This is a genomic window from Vagococcus penaei (genome assembly GCF_001998885.1).
Classification (GTDB): Bacteria; Bacillota; Bacilli; order Lactobacillales; family Vagococcaceae; genus Vagococcus; species Vagococcus penaei.
This window is the reverse complement of the sequence record NZ_CP019609.1, coordinates 307,489-328,126: the sequence shown is the minus strand read 5'-3', so window position 1 is coordinate 328,126 and position 20,638 is coordinate 307,489. Positions and strand designations below refer to the sequence as shown.

Here is a 20,638-nt window from a genome sequence, read left to right as displayed (position 1 = left end):
AATAATGAAAGTGATTGATATTCATCATCCGTATCGGAAGAATCAAATTCCGTCAGATGATGTTGTGTTAGCTTTAGGTTTTTTTGATGGTGTCCATCGAGGTCATCAAGAAGTGATTCGAATAGCTCGTGAAGAAGCAAATAAAAAAGGATTAAAATTGGCATTGATGACATTCAATCATCATCCGTCAGTTGTCTTTCAAAAAGTTGACGTCTCACAAATAAAATATTTAACAACAGTTGAGCAGAAGGCTAAATTAATGGCTAAATTGGGCGTTGATTATTTATATGTTGTTGAGTTTACCTCGTCATTTGCTAGTTTGTCACCGCAAGATTTTGTGGATCAATATATTGTGGGCTTAAATGCTAAAATTGCAGTGGCAGGTTTTGATTATACTTATGGAAAAGCAGACGTAGCCAATATGCAGACATTGCCAAATTATGCGAAAGGTCGATTTGAAGTCGTGACTGTCTCGGAAAAGAAAGAAGCTGATTTAAAAATTAGTTCAACCAATGTACGGCAAATGATGGCTGATGGTCAAATGGAAGACGTGAATCATTTTTTAGGCTATCCTTATGAAATTGATGGTATCGTCGTTCATGGAGATAAGCGAGGGCGTTTATTAGGCTATCCTACTGCTAATATTAAACCGACATTTCAGTCTTTGATTCCAAAAGTTGGTGTCTATGCGGTTAAAATTAAAGTTGCTAATCAATGGTACAATGGCATGGCGCAAATTGGTCACAATATTACATTCGAAAAAGATCGACCAATGACTATTGAAGTGAACATCCTTGATTTTAATCAAGATATCTACGGTGAACACGTTGCTGTCCAATGGAACCATTTTTTACGTCCAGAAATGAAGTTTTCAGGTATGGACGGTTTAATCAAGCAATTGCAGATGGATGAAGAGCATACTCGCACATATTTTAATTAAATAGGTTGATGGACATTAGATTGTTTTATACGATCTAATGTCTTTTTTTAATCGTAATTACGCCTTTTTCATGAACAAATGTGAAAAAATAGTTAATTTATACCCTTTTGCTTGATTTAAACGGGGTATTTAGGTTTATAATGACTATAAGAATAAAAAGGAGGTAGTTAATAATAATTGTATTATTAGTCGATGAAACTTAATAATACACAGAGTTAGCTAAAACCACCTAAATAAACTAAGGAGTGATGCGTTTATGTATCAAGATTTAAATGGCAAAGTTGCTGTAATTACTGGTGGATCAAAGGGTATTGGGACAGCAATTTCAGAACGTTTAGGTAAAGAAAAAATGAAGGTTGTCGTGAATTACCATTCAGATGAAGCTGGAGCCAATCAAGCTGTCGAAGCTGTTAAAGCTGCTGGTGGTGATGGAATTGCTGTTCAAGCAAATGTCGGTAGTGAAGAAGGCGTTCAAAAGCTTGTTGATGTTGCCTTATCTGAATATGGTACATTAGATCTTTGGATTAATAATGCTGGTATGGAAAATCAATGTGAAACACACAAATTACCATTAGAAGATTGGGAACGTGTGATTAACGTTAACTTAACTGGTGTCTTTTTAGGGACTAAAGCCGCGCTAAGTTACTTTGTTGAAAACAATAAAAAAGGTAATATTATCAATATTTCATCAGTGCATGAACAAATTCCTTGGCCAACTTTTGCACACTATTCTGCTTCAAAAGGTGGGGTTAAGTTATTAACTGAAACAGTCGCAATGGAATATGCTAATCGCAATATTCGTGTGAATAATATTGGACCTGGGGCAATTAAAACACCAATCAATGCTGAAAAATTTGCTGATCCAGAACAATTACAAACAACTAAAGAAACTATTCCAATGCAACGAATTGGAAATCCAGAAGAAGTCGCTGCTGCTGCTGCATGGTTAGCATCAGATGAAGCTAGTTACGTGACTGGTATTACGTTGTTTGTTGATGGTGGAATGACGTTGTATCCTGCATTCCAAGGTGGCAAAGGTTAAAATAAACTAGATAAGAAGTATGATATGCTCGTTACTATAATCCTCTTTTTAATTGTGGTAGAATTGGGAGACGTGTCAGATGATTGTAAATAATTTGATTGGGCTAACCTATTGATTAATCGGGGTAGCGACATAGTCGTTTGGTATTAACAAATTTAGGAGAGATTATAGAATGACAAAAGACAATACATTACCCACAAAAGAATTGTCCGCTTATATCCATATTCCGTTTTGCGAGCATATCTGTTTTTATTGTGATTTTAATAAAGTTTTTATTGAAGGGCAACCAGTTGATGAGTATATTCAAGCATTGATTAAAGAGACAAGATTATTGCGGGAAGCTCATCCAGCTAGTGATACTCGAACGATTTATATTGGTGGTGGAACACCGACATCTTTATCTGCTAAACAACTAGATGTCTTATTAGCAGGAATTCGATCTGAGCTACCATTTGATGAGAAAAATGAATTTACGGTTGAAGCGAATCCTGGAGATTTAACACTTGATAAATTACGTGTTCTACAAAATTATGGTGTGAATCGTTTATCAATGGGAGTTCAAACCTTTGATGATCGCTTATTAAAGAAAATTGGGCGCAAGCACACCGCACAGGATGTTTTTGATACCATGGCTATTTTTGAGCAAGCTGATTTTAGAAACGTCAGTATTGATTTGATTTATGCTTTACCCAATCAAACAATGGAAAGCTTTAACGATACACTAGATAAGGCGTTAGCATTAGACTTACCACATTATTCATTGTACTCATTGATTTTAGAAAATAAAACAATGTTTTACAATTGGGCGCGACAAGGTCGGTTGCATTTACCAGGAATAGATGTCGAAGGTGACATGTTTGAGCGAGCAATCGAACGGATGACGGCAGCTGGTAAAGAACAATATGAAGTGAGCAATTTTGCACAACCTGGACATGAAAGCCAACATAATTTAGTGTATTGGAATAATGAAGAATATTATGGCTTAGGTGCCGGTGCAAGTGGCTATTTGAATGGTATCCGCTATAAAAATCATGGGCCAATTCAACATTATCTTGAGCCATTACGGCAAAATAGCTTGCCGGTCATTACTGAGGAAGTTTTGACTTTACAAAACAAGATGGAAGAAGAAATGTTCCTTGGTTTAAGAAAACGTCAAGGTGTATCAATGAGACATTTTGAAGAAAAATTCCAACAATCCTTTAATCAAATTTATGGCGAAACTGTTAAGCGTTTATTAGCAGAAGGATTACTTAATCAAGATGGTGATTGGCTAGCACTAAGCAATCAAGGTTTGATTTTAGGTAATAATGTATTTGAACAATTTTTATTAAGTAAATAATGAAAGTATTTGAAAACATATGAATTATTAGGCACCTACTAATAGTTATATGTTTTCTTTATTTCTACAGTTTAGTGTTAGTTCAAGAGTTGTCTCAATGCCTTACACAGAGCAGAAATATGCGGTTATTTGAACTTTTAGCACTCTTTGCTATTGAGTGCTAAAAAAATGAGTAATATCTATTGACATTTATTTTAATAGTTGGTATATTAATAAATGTAGTTAGCACTTAGATTTAAAGAGTGCTAAAAAGAAGGTGATATTAGTGCTCAGTGACAGACAACTTGCAATTTTTAAACTACTCGTTGACTTATATACTGAAACCGAAATGCCTGTTGGCTCTAACACATTAATGAAAAATGGTATTAACGCGAGCTCCGCGACCATTCGAAATGAGTTAGTTAGATTGGAAGATATGAGGTTAATCCAAAAAGTACACTCCTCATCGGGTCGAATGCCATCGATTGAAGGCTATCGTTTTTATGTTGACTACTTATTGAAGCCAACAAATCCACCAGTTGACGAGCGATACGAGATTAAAAAGCTTTTGGATAGACCGTACAATGCCACAGATGAGATTCTTGCTTTATCGGCGGAAATATTATCGGATTTGACTAACTACACTGCTTTTTCATTAGGTCCTGATGTTAAGGACAAGCGATTGACAGATTTTCGACTAATTCAATTAAATCGAAGTCAGCTTATAGCTATTTTAGTCACAGATAAGGGGTCAGTTGAAAGTCAAGTATTTGCAGTACCAGCGATGATTACGGTAGAAGATTTAGAAAAAATGACACGAGTGATTACTGAGCGTTTAGTTGGTAAGAGTTTAGTTACTGTTTATCAGCAATTACGAACAGAAATACCATTAGTATTACAGCGTTATTTTTCTAATTCATCTGATATGCTTGCTTTATTTGGTCACGTTTTTCATCAATTATTTGATGAAGATGTCTACATCAGCGGCGGAATGAATTTGCTTGACACAACTGATATGACCAATGTGGAACAGTTTAAGTCACTCTATTCCTTTTTGAATGACCGTGAGCAAATAACTGAACTCATTTTACCGAGTCAGTCTAATCAAGCTATTCGGATTGGGGATGAGTTAGGTAACCTACTATTAAAAGATATGAGTTTAATCACGGCGACCTATCATGTCACTAATCACGGTAGTGGTGTCATCGCATTACTTGGCCCGACGACAATGTCCTATTCACGATTGTTAGGATTAATTGATACTTTAACCGTTGAAGTATCGGGCCAATTAGAAACGTATTATCGAAATTTAGATATGTCGTAAAATAACCCGTTAATAGAAAGGAGATGGCTGAAGTTGAGTAAAGAAAAAACAACAAATCATCAAGAAGACGTAATGAAAGAAGAAGTGTCTGAAGAAAAGTGTGGTTGCCAATCTGAAAATTGTTGTCAACACAATCAAGATGATCATGTAAGCAACAATGACGAATCAGTTGAAATTAATCAAGTAGCAGAATTAACAGAACAGCTACAAGAAATGGAAGATAAGTTTTTACGTGCACAGGCCGAAATGGCTAATATGCGTAATCGCAATCGTAAGGAGCGCGAAGAAGCAGCAAAATATCGTGCACAAGATTTAGCTAAAGATTTACTACCAGCGTTAGATAACTTGGATCGTGCATTAGCTATTGAAGTAACTGATGATCACGGTGAAAGCATGAAAAAAGGTATTGAGATGGTTCGCGAGAGCATCCTACACGCCCTAAAAGAAGCCAATGTTGAAGAAATTGAGGCTATGGGTCATCCATTTGATCCTAACTTGCATCAAGCTGTCCAAACAGTACCAGCTGAAGATGGCCAAGATTCTGATGTAATTGTGCAAGTCTTGCAAAAAGGATATAAATTAAATGATCGTATTTTACGACCAACGATGGTTGTTGTGTCGCAATAAATTAAATAGATTAACTACATAAAATAATAAACTTAAAGAGTAAAGGGGATAATATATATGTCTAAAATTATTGGAATTGACTTAGGAACTACTAACTCTGCTGTATCTGTTTTAGAAGGTGGAGAAGCAAAAATCATTACTAATCCTGAAGGTAACCGTACGACTCCTTCAGTTGTAGCTTTTAAAAATGGTGAAATTCAAGTTGGTGAGGTTGCTAAGCGTCAAGCAGTAACTAACCCAAATACAATTTCTTCTATTAAACGTTATATGGGAGAAGCTGGCTATAAAGTTGAAGCTGACGGCAAAAGCTATACACCTCAAGAAATTTCAGCGATGATTTTACAATATTTAAAAGGATTTGCTGAAGATTATTTAGGAGAAAAAGTTGATAAAGCAGTTATTACTGTACCAGCTTATTTCAATGATGCACAACGTCAAGCAACTAAAGATGCTGGTAAAATTGCTGGTTTAGAAGTTGAACGTATCGTGAATGAACCAACAGCTGCAGCGTTGGCTTATGGTTTAGATAAAACTGACCGTGAAGAAAAAGTTTTAGTATTTGACTTAGGTGGGGGTACATTTGACGTATCAATTCTTGAACTAGGTGATGGCGTATTTGATGTTATGTCTACAGCTGGTGACAACAACTTAGGTGGAGATGATTTTGATGAAAAAATCATTAGCTTCTTAGTTGATGAATTCAAGAAAGATAACGGTATTGACTTATCTAAAGATAAAATGGCTGTACAACGTTTGAAAGATGCAGCTGAAAAAGCTAAAAAAGATTTATCAGGTGTAACAAGTACACAAATTAGCTTACCATTTATTACAGCTGGAGAAGCTGGACCACTTCACTTAGAAGTAACTCTAACTCGTGCTAAATTTGATGAATTAACATCTGACTTAGTTGAACGTACTAAAATTCCTGTACGTCAAGCAATTAAAGACGCTGGTATCACTGTTTCTGAAATTGATGAAGTTATCTTAGTTGGTGGATCAACACGTATTCCTGCAGTTGTTGAGGCAGTACGTAAAGAAACTAACAAAGAACCAAACAAATCAGTTAACCCGGATGAAGTAGTAGCAATGGGAGCTGCAATCCAAGGTGGCGTTATTTCTGGTGATGTGAAGGATGTTGTTTTATTAGATGTAACTCCATTATCATTAGGTATTGAAACAATGGGCGGCGTATTTACTAAGTTAATTGATCGTAATACAACGATCCCAACAAGTAAATCACAAGTATTCTCAACAGCTGCTGATAATCAACCTGCTGTAGATATTCATGTTTTACAAGGTGAACGACCAATGGCTGCGGATAACAAAACATTAGGACGTTTCCAATTAACTGATATTCCTGCTGCTCCTCGTGGTGTACCACAAATTGAAGTATCATTTGATATTGATAAAAATGGTATCGTAAATGTTCGTGCAAAAGATTTAGGTACACAAAAAGAACAAACTATTACAATTAAATCTTCTTCAGGTTTATCAGATGAAGAAATTGAAAAAATGGTTAAAGATGCTGAAGCCAATGCTGAAGCAGATAAAGCACGTAAAGAAGAAGTTGATTTACGTAACGATGTTGATGCTTTGTTATTCTCAGTTGATAAAACTTTAGGCGAATTAGAAGGTAAAGTTGACGCAGAAGAAGTGAAAAAAGCTGAAGCTGCAAGAGACGAGTTAAAAGCTGCTGTTGAAGCAAATAACATCGAAGAAATGAAAACAAAACGTGATGCATTAAACGAAATCGTTCAAGCATTGACTGTTAAATTATATGAACAAGCTGCGCAACAACAAGCAGAAGCTAATCCAGAACAAGCTGAAACTGGTGCAGATGATGTTGTCGATGCTGATTTTGAAGAAATCAATGATGATGACAAAAAATAAGGCATAAGTGCATAGTATAAGAGAAAGCCAAAGCATTGAGCTTTTGGCTTTTCTTTTCTTGATTTTTGCATGAAATGCTATCGAATAAATCAATTTTATGATATGATTTATTGGACTAAGATACATCTTTAAATGGAGGGTAAGATACTATGGCAAAAAGGGATTTTTATGATGTTTTAGGCGTATCTAAAACAGCAAGTGAAGATGAAATAAAAAAAGCGTATCGTAAATTATCCAAAAAATACCATCCAGACATTAACAAAGAGGCCGACGCAGAAAATAAGTTTAAAGAAATATCTGAAGCTTTTGAAGTCTTAAGTGATCCCCAAAAACGTGCAGCCTATGATCAGTATGGTCATTCAAGTACGGATCCTAATTTTGGTGCTGGTGGTGGATTCGGTGGCGGATTTAGTGATTTTGGTGGCGGCGGTTTTGGTGGTTTTGAAGATATTTTCGAATCTTTCTTTGGTGGCGGAGGCGGTCGTTCTAATTCAGCCACAGCTGCGAGACAAGGATCTGATTTACAGTACACACTTGATTTGACTTTTAATGAAGCTATTTTTGGTTTAGAAAAAAATATTCGTTACAATCGTGAAGATGAATGTGTGACATGTGGTGGATCTGGTGCTAAACCAGGAACTCATCCTGAAACTTGTCCAAAATGTCAAGGTGCGGGTTCAATTAATGTTGAACGTCAAACACCACTAGGTCGGATGATGAGCCGTCAAACTTGTGATGAGTGTCATGGAACTGGTAAAATTATCAAAGAAAAATGTGAAACATGTCATGGCTCTGGTCGAATGATGAAGTCACATTCTGTAAAAGTAACCGTTCCTGCGGGTGTTGAAAGTGGACAACAAATGCGTTTAGCAGGCCAAGGTGAAGCAGGATACAATGGTGGACCTTATGGTGATTTATTTGTTATTTTCAGAGTAGAAGAAAGTCCGATTTTTGAACGTGATGGTTCTGAAATTTACTACAATCAAAAGATTTCATTTGCTCAAGCAACTCTAGGTGATGAAGTTGAAGTACCGACAGTTCATGGACGAGTAAAACTGAAAATACCTGCTGGAACACAAACCGGAACGACTTTCCGTTTGAAAGGTAAAGGTGCACCACGTTTGCGTGGTAATAGTAACGGTGATCAACATGTCACTGTGACGATTGAAACACCAACTGATTTAAATGATGCTCAAAAACAAGCGCTACGTGATTTTGTTATTGCAAGTGGCGGTAAAGCGGTGGTTGAGCAAGAAGAAGGTTTTTTCGATAAAATGAAAGATGCTTTCGGTGGAAAAAAACGTAAATAACTAAGTGAATAAGTTTGTAGCAAGGGATTGTCAATTAATCTATTGCTACAAGCTTATTTTTACTTGAAAAACAATTGAAAACTAGTTACACTGGATTACAGATTGTAATAATTACGTATTAGAGGAGATTACCATGAAAAAAATACTATCATTTATCGGTTTATTGTCAGTGCTATTTCTAGTTACTGCTTGCGGGAGTAAAAACGCACAGCAAGACACAAAAACAAGCTCAGATAAGAAGTTAAAAATCATCACAACATTTTATCCAATGTATGATTTTACTAAGCAGGTTGTTGGAGATGATGCAGATGTATCAATGTTAATTGAAGCCGGTGTTGAACCGCATGATTATGAACCAAGTGCAAAAGATATGGCGAAGATTCAAGAAGCTGATGTCTTTGTTTATAATTCAAATGAGATGGAGACTTGGGTAGGAGCGGTTTTAAAAAATATCGATACTGATAAAGTGCAAATCATCGAAGCATCTAAAGGTATTAAGTTGCTTGATGGTCAACATGAAGAAGAAGGAGATGAGCATGAAGGGCATGACCATGCTTATGATCCACATGTCTGGCTAGACCCAGTTTTAGCTAAACAAGAAGTAGCGACTATTACAGCTAATTTAACAGATAAATTTCCTGATAAAAAAGCGAATTTTGAAAAAAATAGTCAAGACTATCAAAAAAACTGGAAGGATTAAATGATGATTATGTTTCAGCTTTTAAAGGGGCAACCACGCGTAAATTTGTGACACAGCATCAAGCATTTTCTTATTTGGCACATCAGTATGATTTGACACAAATACCAATCTCTGGGTTGAATCCCGATCAAGAACCAACACCAAAAGAATTAAAGCAAATTGAAGATTTAGTTAAAAAAGAACAAGTCTCAATTATTTATGTTGAAAACATTGGCTCTGCTAAAATTGCTAAAACAATATCCTCAGCAACTGGAGCAGAACTCAAAGTGCTAAATCCTTTAGAAAGTTTATCAAAAAAAGATCAAGAAGCTGGGCAAGATTATTTGTCAGTGATGAAAGAAAATCTTAATATGTTAAAATTAACAATTAAATAATTGACTAGTCAAACTAAAATAAATCGATTGTTTTTTGGTTAATCTGATGTTGAAACTTATATTTTTGTTGGAAATACTGTATAATGGTAAAGAATACTTTTTTTAATACATTAGGAGGTAAGTTAATGACAAAACAACAAATCGGCGTTGTCGGTATGGCCGTTATGGGCAAGAATTTGGCTTTAAACATTGAAAGTAGAGGGTACAGTGTGGCTATTTTCAACCGTTCGGCTTCGAAAACGGAAGAAGTCATTAAGGAGCATGCTGATAAAAATTTAGTGGCAACTTATACAATTGAAGAGTTTGTTAATTCGTTAGAAAGACCTAGAAGAATTATGTTGATGGTTAAAGCAGGAAAACCAACTGATATGACGATTCAAGCTTTACTTCCTTATTTAGATAAAGGCGATATTTTAATTGATGGTGGAAATACATTCTTTAAAGATACTATTCGTCGGAATGAAGAGTTAGCTGACTCTGGTATTAACTTTATCGGAACTGGTGTTTCTGGTGGTGAAGAAGGCGCATTAAAAGGACCTGCTATGATGCCTGGTGGACAGCGTGAAGCGTATGACTTAGTAGCACCAATCTTTACTGAAATGGCAGCAAAAGCCAATGATGGCGAACCTTGTGTGACTTATATTGGTCCTAATGGTGCTGGCCACTATGTCAAAATGGTACATAATGGGATCGAGTATGGTGATATGCAATTGATTGCAGAATCTTACGATATCTTAACACGTGTTTTAGGCTTATCTGTTGATGAAGCAGCAGCCATTTTTACAGAGTGGAATCTTGGCGAATTAGATAGCTATTTGATTGAAATCACAGCTGATTTATTAACTCGTAAAGACGATTTAGGAACTGGTAAACCAATCGTTGACGTTATTTTAGATGCGGCGGGTAATAAAGGAACTGGTAAATGGACAAGTCAAAATGCTTTAGATTTAGGAACACCATTGCCATTGATTACAGAATCTGTTTTTGCTCGCTATATTTCTGCTCTTAAAGAGGAACGTGTTGCGGCTAGCAAGGTAATTCCACAATTTGAAGCCCCACAATTTACAGGGGATAAGCAAGCGATGATTGAAAAAATTCGTCAAGCGTTATATTTTAGTAAAATCATGAGCTACGCCCAAGGCTTCGCACAAATGCGAATGGCAAGCGAAGAGTACCAATGGGATTTAAATTATGGTGAGATTGCAAAGATTTTCCGTGCTGGTTGTATTATTCGGGCGCAATTTTTACAAAAAATTACTGAAGCCTATGAACGTAATCCTAAATTGAAGAATTTATTATTAGATGAGTATTTCTTATCAATTACGACAGATTATCAACAAGCTGTTCGTGATGTTGTTTCATTAGCAGTACAATCTGGTGTGCCAAGTCCGACATTCTCATCAGCGATTGCCTACTATGATTCATATCGTACAGCTGATTTACCGGCTAATATTATTCAAGCTCAAAGAGATTACTTTGGTGCGCATACTTATTTACGTAAAGATCGTGAAGGTGTATTCCATTACGATTGGTACGGTGAAACAAAATAGTTAGTATTGAGAAGCTCTCAATCTGATAAGGTTGAGAGCTTTATTATGCAGTCATAACCAAAAGTTACAACCTAATTTAAACATTTACGTAGCTTTTTTATTAAGATATCGTTATAATGATTAGGTAATGATTAATTACTGATGGAAAAAAGTAGAAAGGCATGTGTCTTTATGTCAAATAAAATTTTAATTATTGAAGATGAAAAAAACCTAGCACGCTTTGTTGAGCTAGAATTAAAACACGAAGGTTACGAAACAGAAGTGCACTATAATGGACGGACAGGACTAGAGGCTGCTGTTGAGGGTGATTGGGAGGCAATTTTATTAGACCTAATGCTACCTGAATTAAACGGGCTTGAAGTATGCCGTCGCATTCGCCAAGTTAAAAATACACCGATTATTATGATGACAGCTCGAGATTCAGTTATCGATCGTGTCTCAGGATTAGATCATGGAGCAGATGACTATATCGTTAAGCCGTTTGCGATTGAAGAATTATTAGCGCGTTTACGGGCATTATTACGCCGAATTGATATTGAGGGCGATAAAAATGTAACGAAGCAAACCACATTGACTTATCGCGATTTAACAATTGAAAAAGAAAATCGTGTTGTACGCCGTGGCGATGAAATTATTGAGTTAACCAAACGTGAATATGAGCTTTTACTAATTTTAATGGAAAATATTAATGTGGTTTTATCACGTGATGTGCTTTTAAATAAAGTTTGGGGTTACGAAATTGAAGTCGAAACTAATGTTGTGGATGTTTACATTCGTTACTTACGTAATAAAATTGATGTAGCTGGTGAAGATAGTTATATCCAGACTGTTCGTGGTACTGGGTATGTGATGCGCTCATGAAAGCTCGCATTAAGAAATTAAGAGAGTCATCAAAATTTTCGTTTAAATCAATCACACTAAAATGGACATTGCTAACTGCTTTGTCCATTTCTGTCTTATTTACCGCGTTTGGTTTTGTGACGTATCAGATTACAAGTAAAGTAATTGTTAACCAAGAAGAAGCTAATTTTAATCGGACGATGGATGAAATTGTTTCCCGCTTAGGTCGATCACGTGATCCATTGACGCTAAGTAGCTCGGTTTTTTATCTTAAAGAAACTGCTGGGGACTTTTTAGGGAATAAATACTATGACCGTGAAACGTTAGAGTCGAATTTAATGAATCTAAATAGTTTTATTTCTGAGTTATCACAGCCTGAGTTAAATGTCAAAATTTATAGTGATGAAGGTGTCGTTTTATTCGAAACAAAGAATTTTTATTTACCATTCGATGTTGAGGGTCAAAGAAAAATGATGATTGAAACATTTAACAATCGGACAGGAATCTTAATGACACGACCAATTTATTCGCATGAAGGAGATGATTTAGTTGGTTACGCTCAAGGCTTTTTTGAGTTGACGAATTATTATTCCATTCGGAAAAAATTATTAGAGACGTTAGTTGTGGTTAGCGTGGTTGGGATGTTTATCAGTTTAGTCGCTGGCTTTTTATTATCGACTTACTTTACATATCCTTTGCGTAAAATGGCGAAAACAATTAATAGTATTGAGGAAGCACCGCATACTGGTGTTAGGATGCCAGTGCCAAAAGCAGAAGATGAAATTGCTGATTTAGCGAAGGCTTTTAACAATATGTTGGAGCGTATGCAACGTTTTATACAACAACAGCAACAATTCGTCGAAGATGTGTCGCATGAATTACGGACACCTGTTGCTGTGATTGAAGGACACTTGAGCTTATTAAATCGCTGGGGTAAAGATGATCCTCAAGTCTTAGCTGAATCGCTAGATGCGTCTTTACAAGAGATTGTCAGAATGAAAAGTTTAGTACAAGAAATGCTTGATTTATCGCGAGCAGAGCAATCAGATTTTCATTACAAAGATAGAGTTTCTAACGCGAAAGAAGTTGTGCATACAACGGTTAACAACTTTCGGATGCTCTATCCAGAGTTTACGTTTAACTTAGACGATGATTTGTCTAAGGAGAAAGAAATCAAGATTTATCGGAATCATTTAGAGCAGATTTTGATTATTCTTTTAGATAATGCTGTAAAATATTCGACAGATCGCAAAGAAATTTTAATTTCTATGAGTTTGTCGTATAAGTATCTAGAAATTATGGTTCAAGATTTTGGTGAAGGTATCTCACCTGAAAACATTGAGCAAGTATTCAATCGTTTTTATCGAGTTGATAAAGCGCGAGCGCGTCATACTGGTGGTAATGGGTTAGGCCTATCAATTGCCTCACAATTAGTTGAAAATTATGATGGGAAAATGACGTTAAAAAGTGTTCTTAATCACGGATCTGCGTTTACGTTCTATATTCCTTTAAAACGAGATGGACTGGATGATACAACTGATAAGCAGCAAAATGAAGAGTCTCAATAAGTGAGGCTCTTTTTTCTCATAGTTCGTCAACAAACGTCTCATCTTGTGATATAATGTTATGGACTTAGTTTGACTATAAAAGGAGGGGTGACGGTGGAAATCGAAAAAACCAATCGCATGAATGCCTTATTTGAGTTCTATTCTACCCTGCTAACTGTAAAGCAAATGAATTATATTGAGTTATATTATGCTGATGATTATTCATTAAGTGAAATTGCTGAAGAATACGGTGTTAGTCGTCAAGCAGTTTATGATAATATTAAACGGACAGAAAAATTGCTCGAAGAATATGAGCGAAAGCTACATCTATATTCAAATTATGTAGTACGCAGTGAGCTCATTCAAGTAATTAAAGAAAAACTTGTTAATGAACCGAACGATACAACAGCAATCAGTGAATTGTTGGACCGGATTCAAGAAATAGAAGAAGATTAAAAAGATTAGGAGTACGATAATATGGCTTTTGAGAGTTTAACAGACCGCTTACAGGTCGCAATGAGTAAGTTAAAGAAAAAAGGAACAGTTAGAGAAGAAGACGTAAAAGAAATGATGCGTGAGATACGTTTGGCTTTGCTAGAGGCCGATGTTAACTTACAAGTGGTTCGTGGTTTTACCAAACGTGTTGGTGAACGTGCGGTTGGTGTTGAGATTTTAGAGTCGTTAAACCCGACACAACAAATTGTTAAAGTGGTTGACGAAGAATTAACTAAAGTATTGGGTTCAGAAGTGTCTGAATTAAATAAATCACCAAAAATTCCAACTGTTGTGATGATGGTCGGTTTACAAGGTGCTGGTAAAACGACGTTTGTTGGTAAATTATCTAATTTCTTAAAGAAAAATGAAAACGCACGCCCATTATTAATTGGGGCCGATGTTTATCGTCCGGCAGCGATTGATCAATTAAAAGTTATTGGTCAACAACTAGATATTCCTGTTTTTGAGCTAGGGACAGATGTTAATCCAGTTGAGATTGTGAAACAAGGTTTAGAACAAGCCAAACAAAATAAAAATGACTATGTCTTTATTGATACGGCTGGTCGTTTACATATTGATGAAGCACTGATGGGTGAGTTACAACAGATTAAAGAATATGCTCACCCAGATGAAATCCTATTAACCGTTGATGCAATGACTGGACAAGATGCGGTAACTGTATCACAAAGTTTTAACGAACAATTAGATGTGACAGGAATTGTGTTAACAAAATTAGATGGTGATACTCGTGGTGGGGCTGCACTATCTATTCGTGCAGTAACAGGTAAACCAATTAAATTTATCGGGACTGGTGAAAAACTAACCGATGTTGAGAAATTCCACCCTGACCGGATGTCTAGTCGAATTTTAGGTATGGGTGATATGTTGACCTTGATTGAAAAGGCACAACGTGAATACGATGATGAGCAAGCAGAAGAACTTGCGAAGAAAATGCGTGAAAACAGTTTTAACTTCAATGATTTTATTGAGCAATTAGACCAAGTAATGAACATGGGACCCTTGGAAGATTTACTAAAAATGATTCCTGGGATGAATAATGTGCCAGGATTAGATAATTTACAAGTAGATCCAAAAGATGTTGCTCGCAAAAAAGCTATTGTGTTTTCTATGACGCCTGCTGAGCGCGAAAATCCAGATTTATTAAACCCAAGTCGTCGCCGCCGAATTGCTGCTGGTTCTGGTAACAGTGTTGTTGAAGTTAACCGGATGATTAAGCAATTTAACGAATCGCGAAAAATGATGCAACAAATGACAAAAGGCAATATGCCAGCTGGCATGGAAAATATGTTTGGCAATGGTGTACAAGGAAAACTTGGGAAAATGGCGATGAATCGCATGATGAAGAAAAATAAGAAAAAAGTTAAAAAGAATAAAAAAAATAAGAAGAAAAAATAGATAACACAAAGAGGTTGCTATATCGCGAGATGTGGCATCTTCTTTTTATTATGACAAATAAAAAGACAAAGGGAGTGATATATATGAAACTGGCTATTTTAGGATTTAGTGGTAGTGGAAAATCGACGTTAGCCAAGCAGTTGGGCTCTTTTTATCAAATACCTGTTCTTCATCTAGATACCATCCAATTTCAACCGAACTGGGTAATACGTGAAAAAGAGGAAGGGCAACAATTAGTTAAAGAGTTTATGACAATATATGATAGTTGGGTAATCGACGGTAACTATACAGGTTTTTATCAGCAAGAACGTTTAGACATGGCTGACGAGATTATCTATTTAAATTTTTCTCGTTTGCGTTGTCTCATGCGTGTGCTAAATCGTTACCGACAAAATAAAGGCAAAACACGTTCAGACATGGCAGATGGATGTATCGAAAAAATAGATTGGCCATTTATTTGGTGGGTTTTAGCCAAAGGACGTAGTCGTAGTCGTCGCAAGCATTACAAACTAGTTGGCCGGGACTATTCCGATAAATTTATCGAATTAAAAAATCCTCGACAAGTCAGTTTGTGGCTGACAAGTCGAGGAATAGACGTTTAATCGGCTACATGTGCCATTCTTCACGTAAGACTCCATAGCGGATGGAATCATAGTAAGTATCATTCACGACACGTACTTTACGAATCCGTGCTTCTTGTGTCATATTGAGCTTTTCACCAATTGCCATCATGCCTTTATTGCCAGACCAAGTAGTAAAGCCAACTCGAGTAATTGTAGGCAATTTGTTAAAAAGGTAAGAAATCCAGTGTTTAATAGCGGTTTCACCAATGCCTAAATTCCAAAAGCGACTATCGTAAATACAAATCCCAATTTCTAACCAATGCTTCATGGCACCATCATCCCAATAAGCGAAGACTTGACCGACTAATTGATGTTTGTATTCAATGATAGCGGTTAAAGGTGAGTTAACAAAATAGGCATGGGCTTCATGTTTGTAAGAGCCTAATTCTAGAATTGGATCGTTAAAGTAAGGACCATTCCATTTCATCCATTCTAAGTCATTTTGATAAGTTAGCTCCCACATAGGTTGGATGTCCATTGTACGATAAGGTTTTAAGTGTAATTCTTGATTAATTTTAATCATATGATAGCTCCTTAAAAATTAATAAACAAAATTGTTTAGATAGACCATGATATTTGAGCGTTTTAGATGAAAAACACTAGTTATCTTCTTTTTTATTGTAAGGGAAGATGAAAAAAATGTACACTATAATTAATGATAAATGAGAATGGAGACTAAAAATGATTAAAGATGCGACTTACTATGCTCAACTAATTAAAACTGGTCAATTGTCACCGAGTGAATTACTAACGGAAACTCTCAAAAGAGCGCATAAGATGGAAGCGTTAAATGCGTTTGTTGAACTTAATCCTGAATTAGCTTTTGCACAATTAAACCAAAAAATGCTCTCATCAGCTAACCAGCCTTTTTATGGTGTCCCATTTGCCTTAAAAGATTTAGGTCAGGCCAAAAAGGGATTCAAGCAAACAGTTGGTTCACGATTATTTAGGGAGGTTCGGGCAAATGAAACCAATCATTACGTTCAAAAAAATTGAAACAGCGGGCTTTATACCGTTTGGTGTAACGACAAGCCCAGAATATGGATTTAAAAATATTACTGATGCTACGATTTATGGTCCCACACGTAATGCGTGGAACCTAGATTATTTTTCAGGTGGCAGTAGTGGTGGGGCTGCTAGTGTAGTGGCTTCGGGTATTTCACCAATCGCTGGCGCAAGTGATGGCGGTGGTTCGATCCGTATTCCTGCAAGTTTTAGTGGTTTAATTGGTTTGAAACCGAGTCGTGGAGCGATTAGTAATGGACCTAATAGCTGGCGTGACTGGCAAGGAGCATCGGTCAATTTTGTACTAGGTGTTTCGATGCGTGATATGGCAACTTTACTACCTTTGATGGCTCCAGACAGTCAGATCTCGCCATTTATCATGCCACGTCCGCGTTTACCTAAAGAAAATCGTCCACTTAAAATAGCTGTTTGTTGGGAATCTCCAATTGGCAATCCAGTCTCAGAAGATGCAAAAATGGCGGTGAAAAATGCGGTTAAATTTTTAGAGAAAGCTGGTCATTCAGTTGAATTGATTGATTATCCCATTAATGGAACGCAGTTAATTCGTAGTTACTATCAAATGAATGGTGGCGAGACGGCTAGTATGATGGCTGATATTAGTCAGGCATTAAATCGTCCTCTAACACGTCAAGATATGGAGTTAATGACTTGGACAATTTATCAGTATGGTCTAAAATTATCAGCAGCCGATTATGTTTCCTCTTTTCAAGTTTGGGATGATGCAACAGCCATTATGGAGACTCTATTTGACGACTATGATTTATTTTTATCACCAACAGCGACAACAACGGCTCCTTTAATTACAACTGATTTGCAAAGTGATAAGATTCGTCAAGCGATGTTAGGAGCAGCCGAATTAACTAAATTAGAGTTAGCTGAATTAGTTTATAACATGTTTGAAAAAAGTTTATGGTTGACACCTTATACACAATTAGCTAATTTAACAGGTCAACCCGCGATTAGTTTACCAACCCATATAGCTGACAACGGCTTACCGATAGGGATTCAACTGATGGCTGCAAAGGGAAATGATCAGTTATTAATTGATGTTGGACAAGCATTCGAAGCTGATCATCAATTCAAATTGCCACCATTTTATAAAAAAATTAACCTGTAAAGAAAAAACACTTTACATGGCATTTTAAATCTGTTAAACTATGTCTTGTGTTTAAGAAAAGAAATGTGGAGGTGCCTATATAATGGCAGTTAAAATTCGTTTAAAACGTATGGGTTCTAAAAAGAAACCTTTTTATCGTATGGTAGTAGCAGATTCTCGTTCACCTCGTGATGGACGTTACATTGAAGTTGTAGGAACTTACAACCCATTACTAAACCCAGCTGAAGTAAAAGTGAATGAAGAAGTTATTTTAGATTGGTTATCTAAAGGTGCACAACCTTCTGATACAGTACGTAACATTTTATCTCGTGAAGGTATTATGAAAAAACATCACGAAGCTAAATACACTAAAAAATAAGGTGGGATTTGAATGACTGATGTAAAAGATTTGGTATTAACCCTTGTCCGCCCGTTAGTTAATCATCCTGAGCAAGTCTCTATTGAAGTGACTCAATCTGAGCAATTCATGGAGTACAACCTTTCAGTAGCCCCTGATGATATTGGTCGAGTGATTGGTAAACAAGGGCGAGTAGTGAAAGCTATCCGCACAATCGTTTACAGTATTCGTACGGACGAACCGAAAAAAGTTCGTTTAAATATTTTAGAGCATGCTACAAGTGAAGAAGCGTAAAATGAAACAGATTACCACTGACATAGTTAGTAGTAATCTGTTTTTTGTTTGATTTTTGGTCATGGATATAGTTTCGTGATACAATATAAAATAAAAAAGTAAAAGTGAGGAATTTATCGATGACAGACTATTTAAATGTCGGTAAAATAGTGAACACACAAGGAATTAAAGGAGAAGTCCGCGTTATTTCACAAACGGATTTTGCTGATGAACGCTATAAAGTTGGCAATACATTGTACCTATTTCAAGATAAAAAACCGATGATGCCATTGACAATCAAGTCACATCGCAAACATAAAAACTTTGATATCTTGAGTTTTGACAATCACCCATGGATTAACGATGTGGAACATTATCGTGATGGAATCTTAAAAGTCGCTATGACGGATTTAACTGAGCTACCTGCGAATGAATTTTACTATCACGAAATCATTGGTGCAAACGTTTTTGAAGAAGATGGTACTCATTTAGGAACTATCAAAGAAATTTTGTCTCCAGGAGCTAATGATGTGTGGGTTATCCAACAACCAGCGAAAAATCAGAAAGATATTTTAATTCCCTATATTGAATCAGTTGTGCTGTCTGTTGATGCAGCCAATCAAAAAGTCGTGGTTGAGATACCAGAAGGGCTGATAGATTAATGAGAATTGATGTATTAACGCTATTTCCTCGAATGTTTGACGGACCCATGACCGAATCAATCATTGGCAAGGCTGTTGAGAAAAATTTACTGGATATCCACGTAAAAAACTTCCGAGATTACTCAACGAATAAACATCAACAAGTCGATGATTATCCTTATGGGGGTGGCGCTGGAATGTTACTGAAAGTACAACCAATTGCTGATGCTTTAGCAGCAATTAAAACAGAAACATCAGGACAGACGCAACGCGTGATTTTATTAGATCCAGCTGGTAAGCCATTCAATCAAACGATGGCTGAAGAATTTGCTACAGAAGAAAATTTAGTTTTTATTTGCGGTCATTATGAAGGTTATGATGAACGAATTCGTTCGCTAGTGACGGATGAAGTATCCTTAGGAGATTACGTTTTAACTGGTGGTGAATTAGGCGCAATGGTGATGATTGACGCGACCGTACGCTTATTACCTGAGGTGTTAGGCAATAATGAGTCGGCTAAAGGAGATTCTCATTCTACGGGCTTGTTAGAACACCCACAGTACACGCGACCAGCTAATTACGAAGGACTAGAAGTACCAAGTGTGTTAACTAATGGGAATCATAAGTTGATTGCGGAATGGCAATTAAAAGAGTCTTTACGTCGCACTTTGTTACGTCGACCAGATATGCTAGAAAAAATCGACTTAACAGATGAGATGGAAAAACTATTGTTAGAAATTAAAAAAGAAGAAGGCCTTTTGTAAAGAAATAAGTCTTTACATACGTTTTTCTTTATGTTAAGATAATTTGGTGAGTGAAGAGCTCATCTATTACGATACTCCGCTGTGTGAGATAATTTCATATGAGTATTTTGGAATAAGGAGAATGTGGAAATGAATCCATTAATCGAAGCAATTACAAACGAACAATTACGTTCTGATATCCCAGACTTTAGACCAGGGGACACTGTACGTGTACACGCTAAAGTTGTTGAGGGAACTCGTGAACGTATCCAGTTATTTGAAGGTGTTGTTATCAAACGCCGTGGAGCTGGAATCAGCGAAACTTATACAGTACGTAAAATCTCTAATGGTGTTGGTGTGGAACGTACATTCCCATTACATACACCACGTGTTGCTCAAATCGAAGTAATCCGTCATGGTAAAGTACGTCGTGCTAAACTTTACTACTTACGTGCATTACATGGTAAAGCAGCAAGAATCAAAGAAGTACGTCGTTAATCATTCA

19 protein-coding genes and 2 pseudogenes are annotated in these 20,638 nt (G+C 36.3%); 20 read left to right on the top strand and 1 reads right to left on the bottom strand.

Annotated features, from left to right (window positions below):
• Positions 1-4: 4 nt before the first annotated feature.
• The 14 genes and pseudogenes from ribF (at position 5) to BW732_RS01455 (ending at position 15,975) form a co-directional block, all read left to right on the top strand.
• A complete protein-coding gene (ribF, locus tag BW732_RS01520; RefSeq protein ID WP_077275132.1) occupies positions 5-940 on the top strand; it encodes a riboflavin biosynthesis protein RibF in 936 nt (311 codons plus the stop codon).
• Between the two features lie 256 nt (positions 941-1,196).
• Positions 1,197-1,982, top strand: coding sequence for a glucose-1-dehydrogenase (locus BW732_RS01515; RefSeq protein ID WP_077275131.1), 786 nt, complete (start codon positions 1,197-1,199; stop codon positions 1,980-1,982).
• 172 nt (positions 1,983-2,154) lie between these two features.
• Positions 2,155-3,321, top strand: a complete 1,167-nt coding sequence (hemW, locus tag BW732_RS01510; RefSeq protein WP_077275130.1) for a radical SAM family heme chaperone HemW — start codon at positions 2,155-2,157, stop codon at positions 3,319-3,321.
• 265 nt (positions 3,322-3,586) lie between these two features.
• A complete protein-coding gene (gene hrcA, locus BW732_RS01505) occupies positions 3,587-4,624 on the top strand; it encodes a heat-inducible transcriptional repressor HrcA (protein WP_077275129.1) in 1,038 nt (345 codons plus the stop codon).
• Between the two features lie 72 nt (positions 4,625-4,696).
• Positions 4,697-5,251 (top strand): nucleotide exchange factor GrpE, encoded by a 555-nt coding sequence (gene grpE / locus BW732_RS01500; protein ID WP_077276840.1) that lies wholly within the window; start codon positions 4,697-4,699, stop codon positions 5,249-5,251.
• 57 nt (positions 5,252-5,308) lie between these two features.
• A complete protein-coding gene (gene dnaK / locus BW732_RS01495; RefSeq protein ID WP_077275128.1) occupies positions 5,309-7,141 on the top strand; it encodes a molecular chaperone DnaK in 1,833 nt (610 codons plus the stop codon).
• A 149-nt stretch (positions 7,142-7,290) separates the two neighbouring features.
• The gene (gene dnaJ / locus BW732_RS01490) at positions 7,291-8,451 is read left to right on the top strand and encodes a molecular chaperone DnaJ (protein WP_077275127.1); all 1,161 of its coding nucleotides are present in this window, start codon (positions 7,291-7,293) and stop codon (positions 8,449-8,451) included.
• Between the two features lie 133 nt (positions 8,452-8,584).
• Positions 8,585-9,525, top strand: a pseudogene (locus BW732_RS01485) (metal ABC transporter substrate-binding protein).
• Positions 9,526-9,650: 125 nt separating this feature from the next.
• On the top strand, positions 9,651-11,075 hold the full coding sequence (gene gndA / locus BW732_RS01480; RefSeq protein WP_077275126.1) for an NADP-dependent phosphogluconate dehydrogenase: 1,425 nt from the start codon (positions 9,651-9,653) through the stop codon (positions 11,073-11,075).
• Positions 11,076-11,246: 171 nt separating this feature from the next.
• Entirely contained in the window at positions 11,247-11,936 is a 690-nt protein-coding gene (locus tag BW732_RS01475; protein ID WP_077275125.1) for a response regulator transcription factor, read from the top strand.
• Complete coding sequence (locus BW732_RS01470; protein WP_077275124.1) at positions 11,933-13,483, top strand: sensor histidine kinase; 1,551 nt, start codon at positions 11,933-11,935, stop codon at positions 13,481-13,483. The genes BW732_RS01475 and BW732_RS01470 overlap by 4 nt, the downstream gene beginning before the upstream one ends.
• Positions 13,484-13,576: 93 nt before the next feature.
• On the top strand, positions 13,577-13,918 hold the full coding sequence (locus BW732_RS01465) for a putative DNA-binding protein (protein ID WP_077275123.1): 342 nt from the start codon (positions 13,577-13,579) through the stop codon (positions 13,916-13,918).
• A gap of 21 nt (positions 13,919-13,939) precedes the next feature.
• The gene (gene ffh, locus BW732_RS01460) at positions 13,940-15,373 is read left to right on the top strand and encodes a signal recognition particle protein (RefSeq protein WP_077275122.1); all 1,434 of its coding nucleotides are present in this window, start codon (positions 13,940-13,942) and stop codon (positions 15,371-15,373) included.
• Positions 15,374-15,456: 83 nt separating this feature from the next.
• Positions 15,457-15,975, top strand: coding sequence for a P-loop NTPase family protein (locus BW732_RS01455; RefSeq protein WP_077275121.1), 519 nt, complete (start codon positions 15,457-15,459; stop codon positions 15,973-15,975).
• 4 nt (positions 15,976-15,979) lie between these two features.
• Here the strand turns inward: BW732_RS01455 and BW732_RS01450 are convergent, their stop codons facing one another.
• Positions 15,980-16,519 carry a GNAT family N-acetyltransferase gene (locus tag BW732_RS01450; protein WP_077275120.1) on the bottom strand — a complete coding sequence of 180 codons (540 nt, stop codon included), beginning with the start codon at positions 16,517-16,519 and terminating at the stop codon, positions 15,980-15,982.
• Positions 16,520-16,680: 161 nt separating this feature from the next.
• Between BW732_RS01450 and BW732_RS01445 the strand changes: the two are divergent.
• From BW732_RS01445 to rplS, 6 genes and pseudogenes are all read left to right on the top strand, one after another.
• Positions 16,681-18,139 (top strand): annotated as a pseudogene (locus BW732_RS01445) (amidase).
• 82 nt (positions 18,140-18,221) lie between these two features.
• Positions 18,222-18,497: a 30S ribosomal protein S16 gene (gene rpsP, locus BW732_RS01440; RefSeq protein ID WP_077275119.1), complete on the top strand. Its 276-nt coding sequence runs from the start codon at positions 18,222-18,224 to the stop codon at positions 18,495-18,497.
• A gap of 12 nt (positions 18,498-18,509) precedes the next feature.
• Positions 18,510-18,770, top strand: coding sequence for a KH domain-containing protein (locus BW732_RS01435; protein ID WP_077275118.1), 261 nt, complete (start codon positions 18,510-18,512; stop codon positions 18,768-18,770).
• 119 nt (positions 18,771-18,889) lie between these two features.
• Complete coding sequence (gene rimM, locus BW732_RS01430) at positions 18,890-19,411, top strand: ribosome maturation factor RimM (protein WP_077275117.1); 522 nt, start codon at positions 18,890-18,892, stop codon at positions 19,409-19,411.
• Positions 19,411-20,154: a tRNA (guanosine(37)-N1)-methyltransferase TrmD gene (gene trmD / locus BW732_RS01425; RefSeq protein WP_077275116.1), complete on the top strand. Its 744-nt coding sequence runs from the start codon at positions 19,411-19,413 to the stop codon at positions 20,152-20,154. The genes rimM and trmD overlap by 1 nt, the downstream gene beginning before the upstream one ends.
• A 129-nt stretch (positions 20,155-20,283) precedes the next feature.
• Positions 20,284-20,631, top strand: coding sequence for a 50S ribosomal protein L19 (gene rplS, locus BW732_RS01420; protein WP_077275115.1), 348 nt, complete (start codon positions 20,284-20,286; stop codon positions 20,629-20,631).
• Positions 20,632-20,638 lie beyond the last annotated feature (7 nt).

What these genes read in the sequence shown, in the direction of transcription:
- ribF (WP_077275132.1), top strand. Translation starts at nt 5, where the DNA reads ATGAAAGTGATTGATATTCATCATCCGTATCGGAAGAATCAAATTCCG.
- BW732_RS01515 (WP_077275131.1), top strand. Translation starts at nt 1,197, where the DNA reads ATGTATCAAGATTTAAATGGCAAAGTTGCTGTAATTACTGGTGGATCA.
- hemW (WP_077275130.1), top strand. Translation starts at nt 2,155, where the DNA reads ATGACAAAAGACAATACATTACCCACAAAAGAATTGTCCGCTTATATC.
- grpE (WP_077276840.1), top strand. Translation starts at nt 4,697, where the DNA reads ATGAAAGAAGAAGTGTCTGAAGAAAAGTGTGGTTGCCAATCTGAAAAT.
- dnaK (WP_077275128.1), top strand. Translation starts at nt 5,309, where the DNA reads ATGTCTAAAATTATTGGAATTGACTTAGGAACTACTAACTCTGCTGTA.
- dnaJ (WP_077275127.1), top strand. Translation starts at nt 7,291, where the DNA reads ATGGCAAAAAGGGATTTTTATGATGTTTTAGGCGTATCTAAAACAGCA.
- gndA (WP_077275126.1), top strand. Translation starts at nt 9,651, where the DNA reads ATGACAAAACAACAAATCGGCGTTGTCGGTATGGCCGTTATGGGCAAG.
- BW732_RS01475 (WP_077275125.1), top strand. Translation starts at nt 11,247, where the DNA reads ATGTCAAATAAAATTTTAATTATTGAAGATGAAAAAAACCTAGCACGC.
- BW732_RS01470 (WP_077275124.1), top strand. Translation starts at nt 11,933, where the DNA reads ATGAAAGCTCGCATTAAGAAATTAAGAGAGTCATCAAAATTTTCGTTT.
- ffh (WP_077275122.1), top strand. Translation starts at nt 13,940, where the DNA reads ATGGCTTTTGAGAGTTTAACAGACCGCTTACAGGTCGCAATGAGTAAG.
- BW732_RS01455 (WP_077275121.1), top strand. Translation starts at nt 15,457, where the DNA reads ATGAAACTGGCTATTTTAGGATTTAGTGGTAGTGGAAAATCGACGTTA.
- BW732_RS01450 (WP_077275120.1), bottom strand. Translation starts at nt 16,519, where the DNA reads ATGATTAAAATTAATCAAGAATTACACTTAAAACCTTATCGTACAATG.
- rpsP (WP_077275119.1), top strand. Translation starts at nt 18,222, where the DNA reads ATGGCAGTTAAAATTCGTTTAAAACGTATGGGTTCTAAAAAGAAACCT.
- BW732_RS01435 (WP_077275118.1), top strand. Translation starts at nt 18,510, where the DNA reads ATGACTGATGTAAAAGATTTGGTATTAACCCTTGTCCGCCCGTTAGTT.
- rimM (WP_077275117.1), top strand. Translation starts at nt 18,890, where the DNA reads ATGACAGACTATTTAAATGTCGGTAAAATAGTGAACACACAAGGAATT.
- trmD (WP_077275116.1), top strand. Translation starts at nt 19,411, where the DNA reads ATGAGAATTGATGTATTAACGCTATTTCCTCGAATGTTTGACGGACCC.
- rplS (WP_077275115.1), top strand. Translation starts at nt 20,284, where the DNA reads ATGAATCCATTAATCGAAGCAATTACAAACGAACAATTACGTTCTGAT.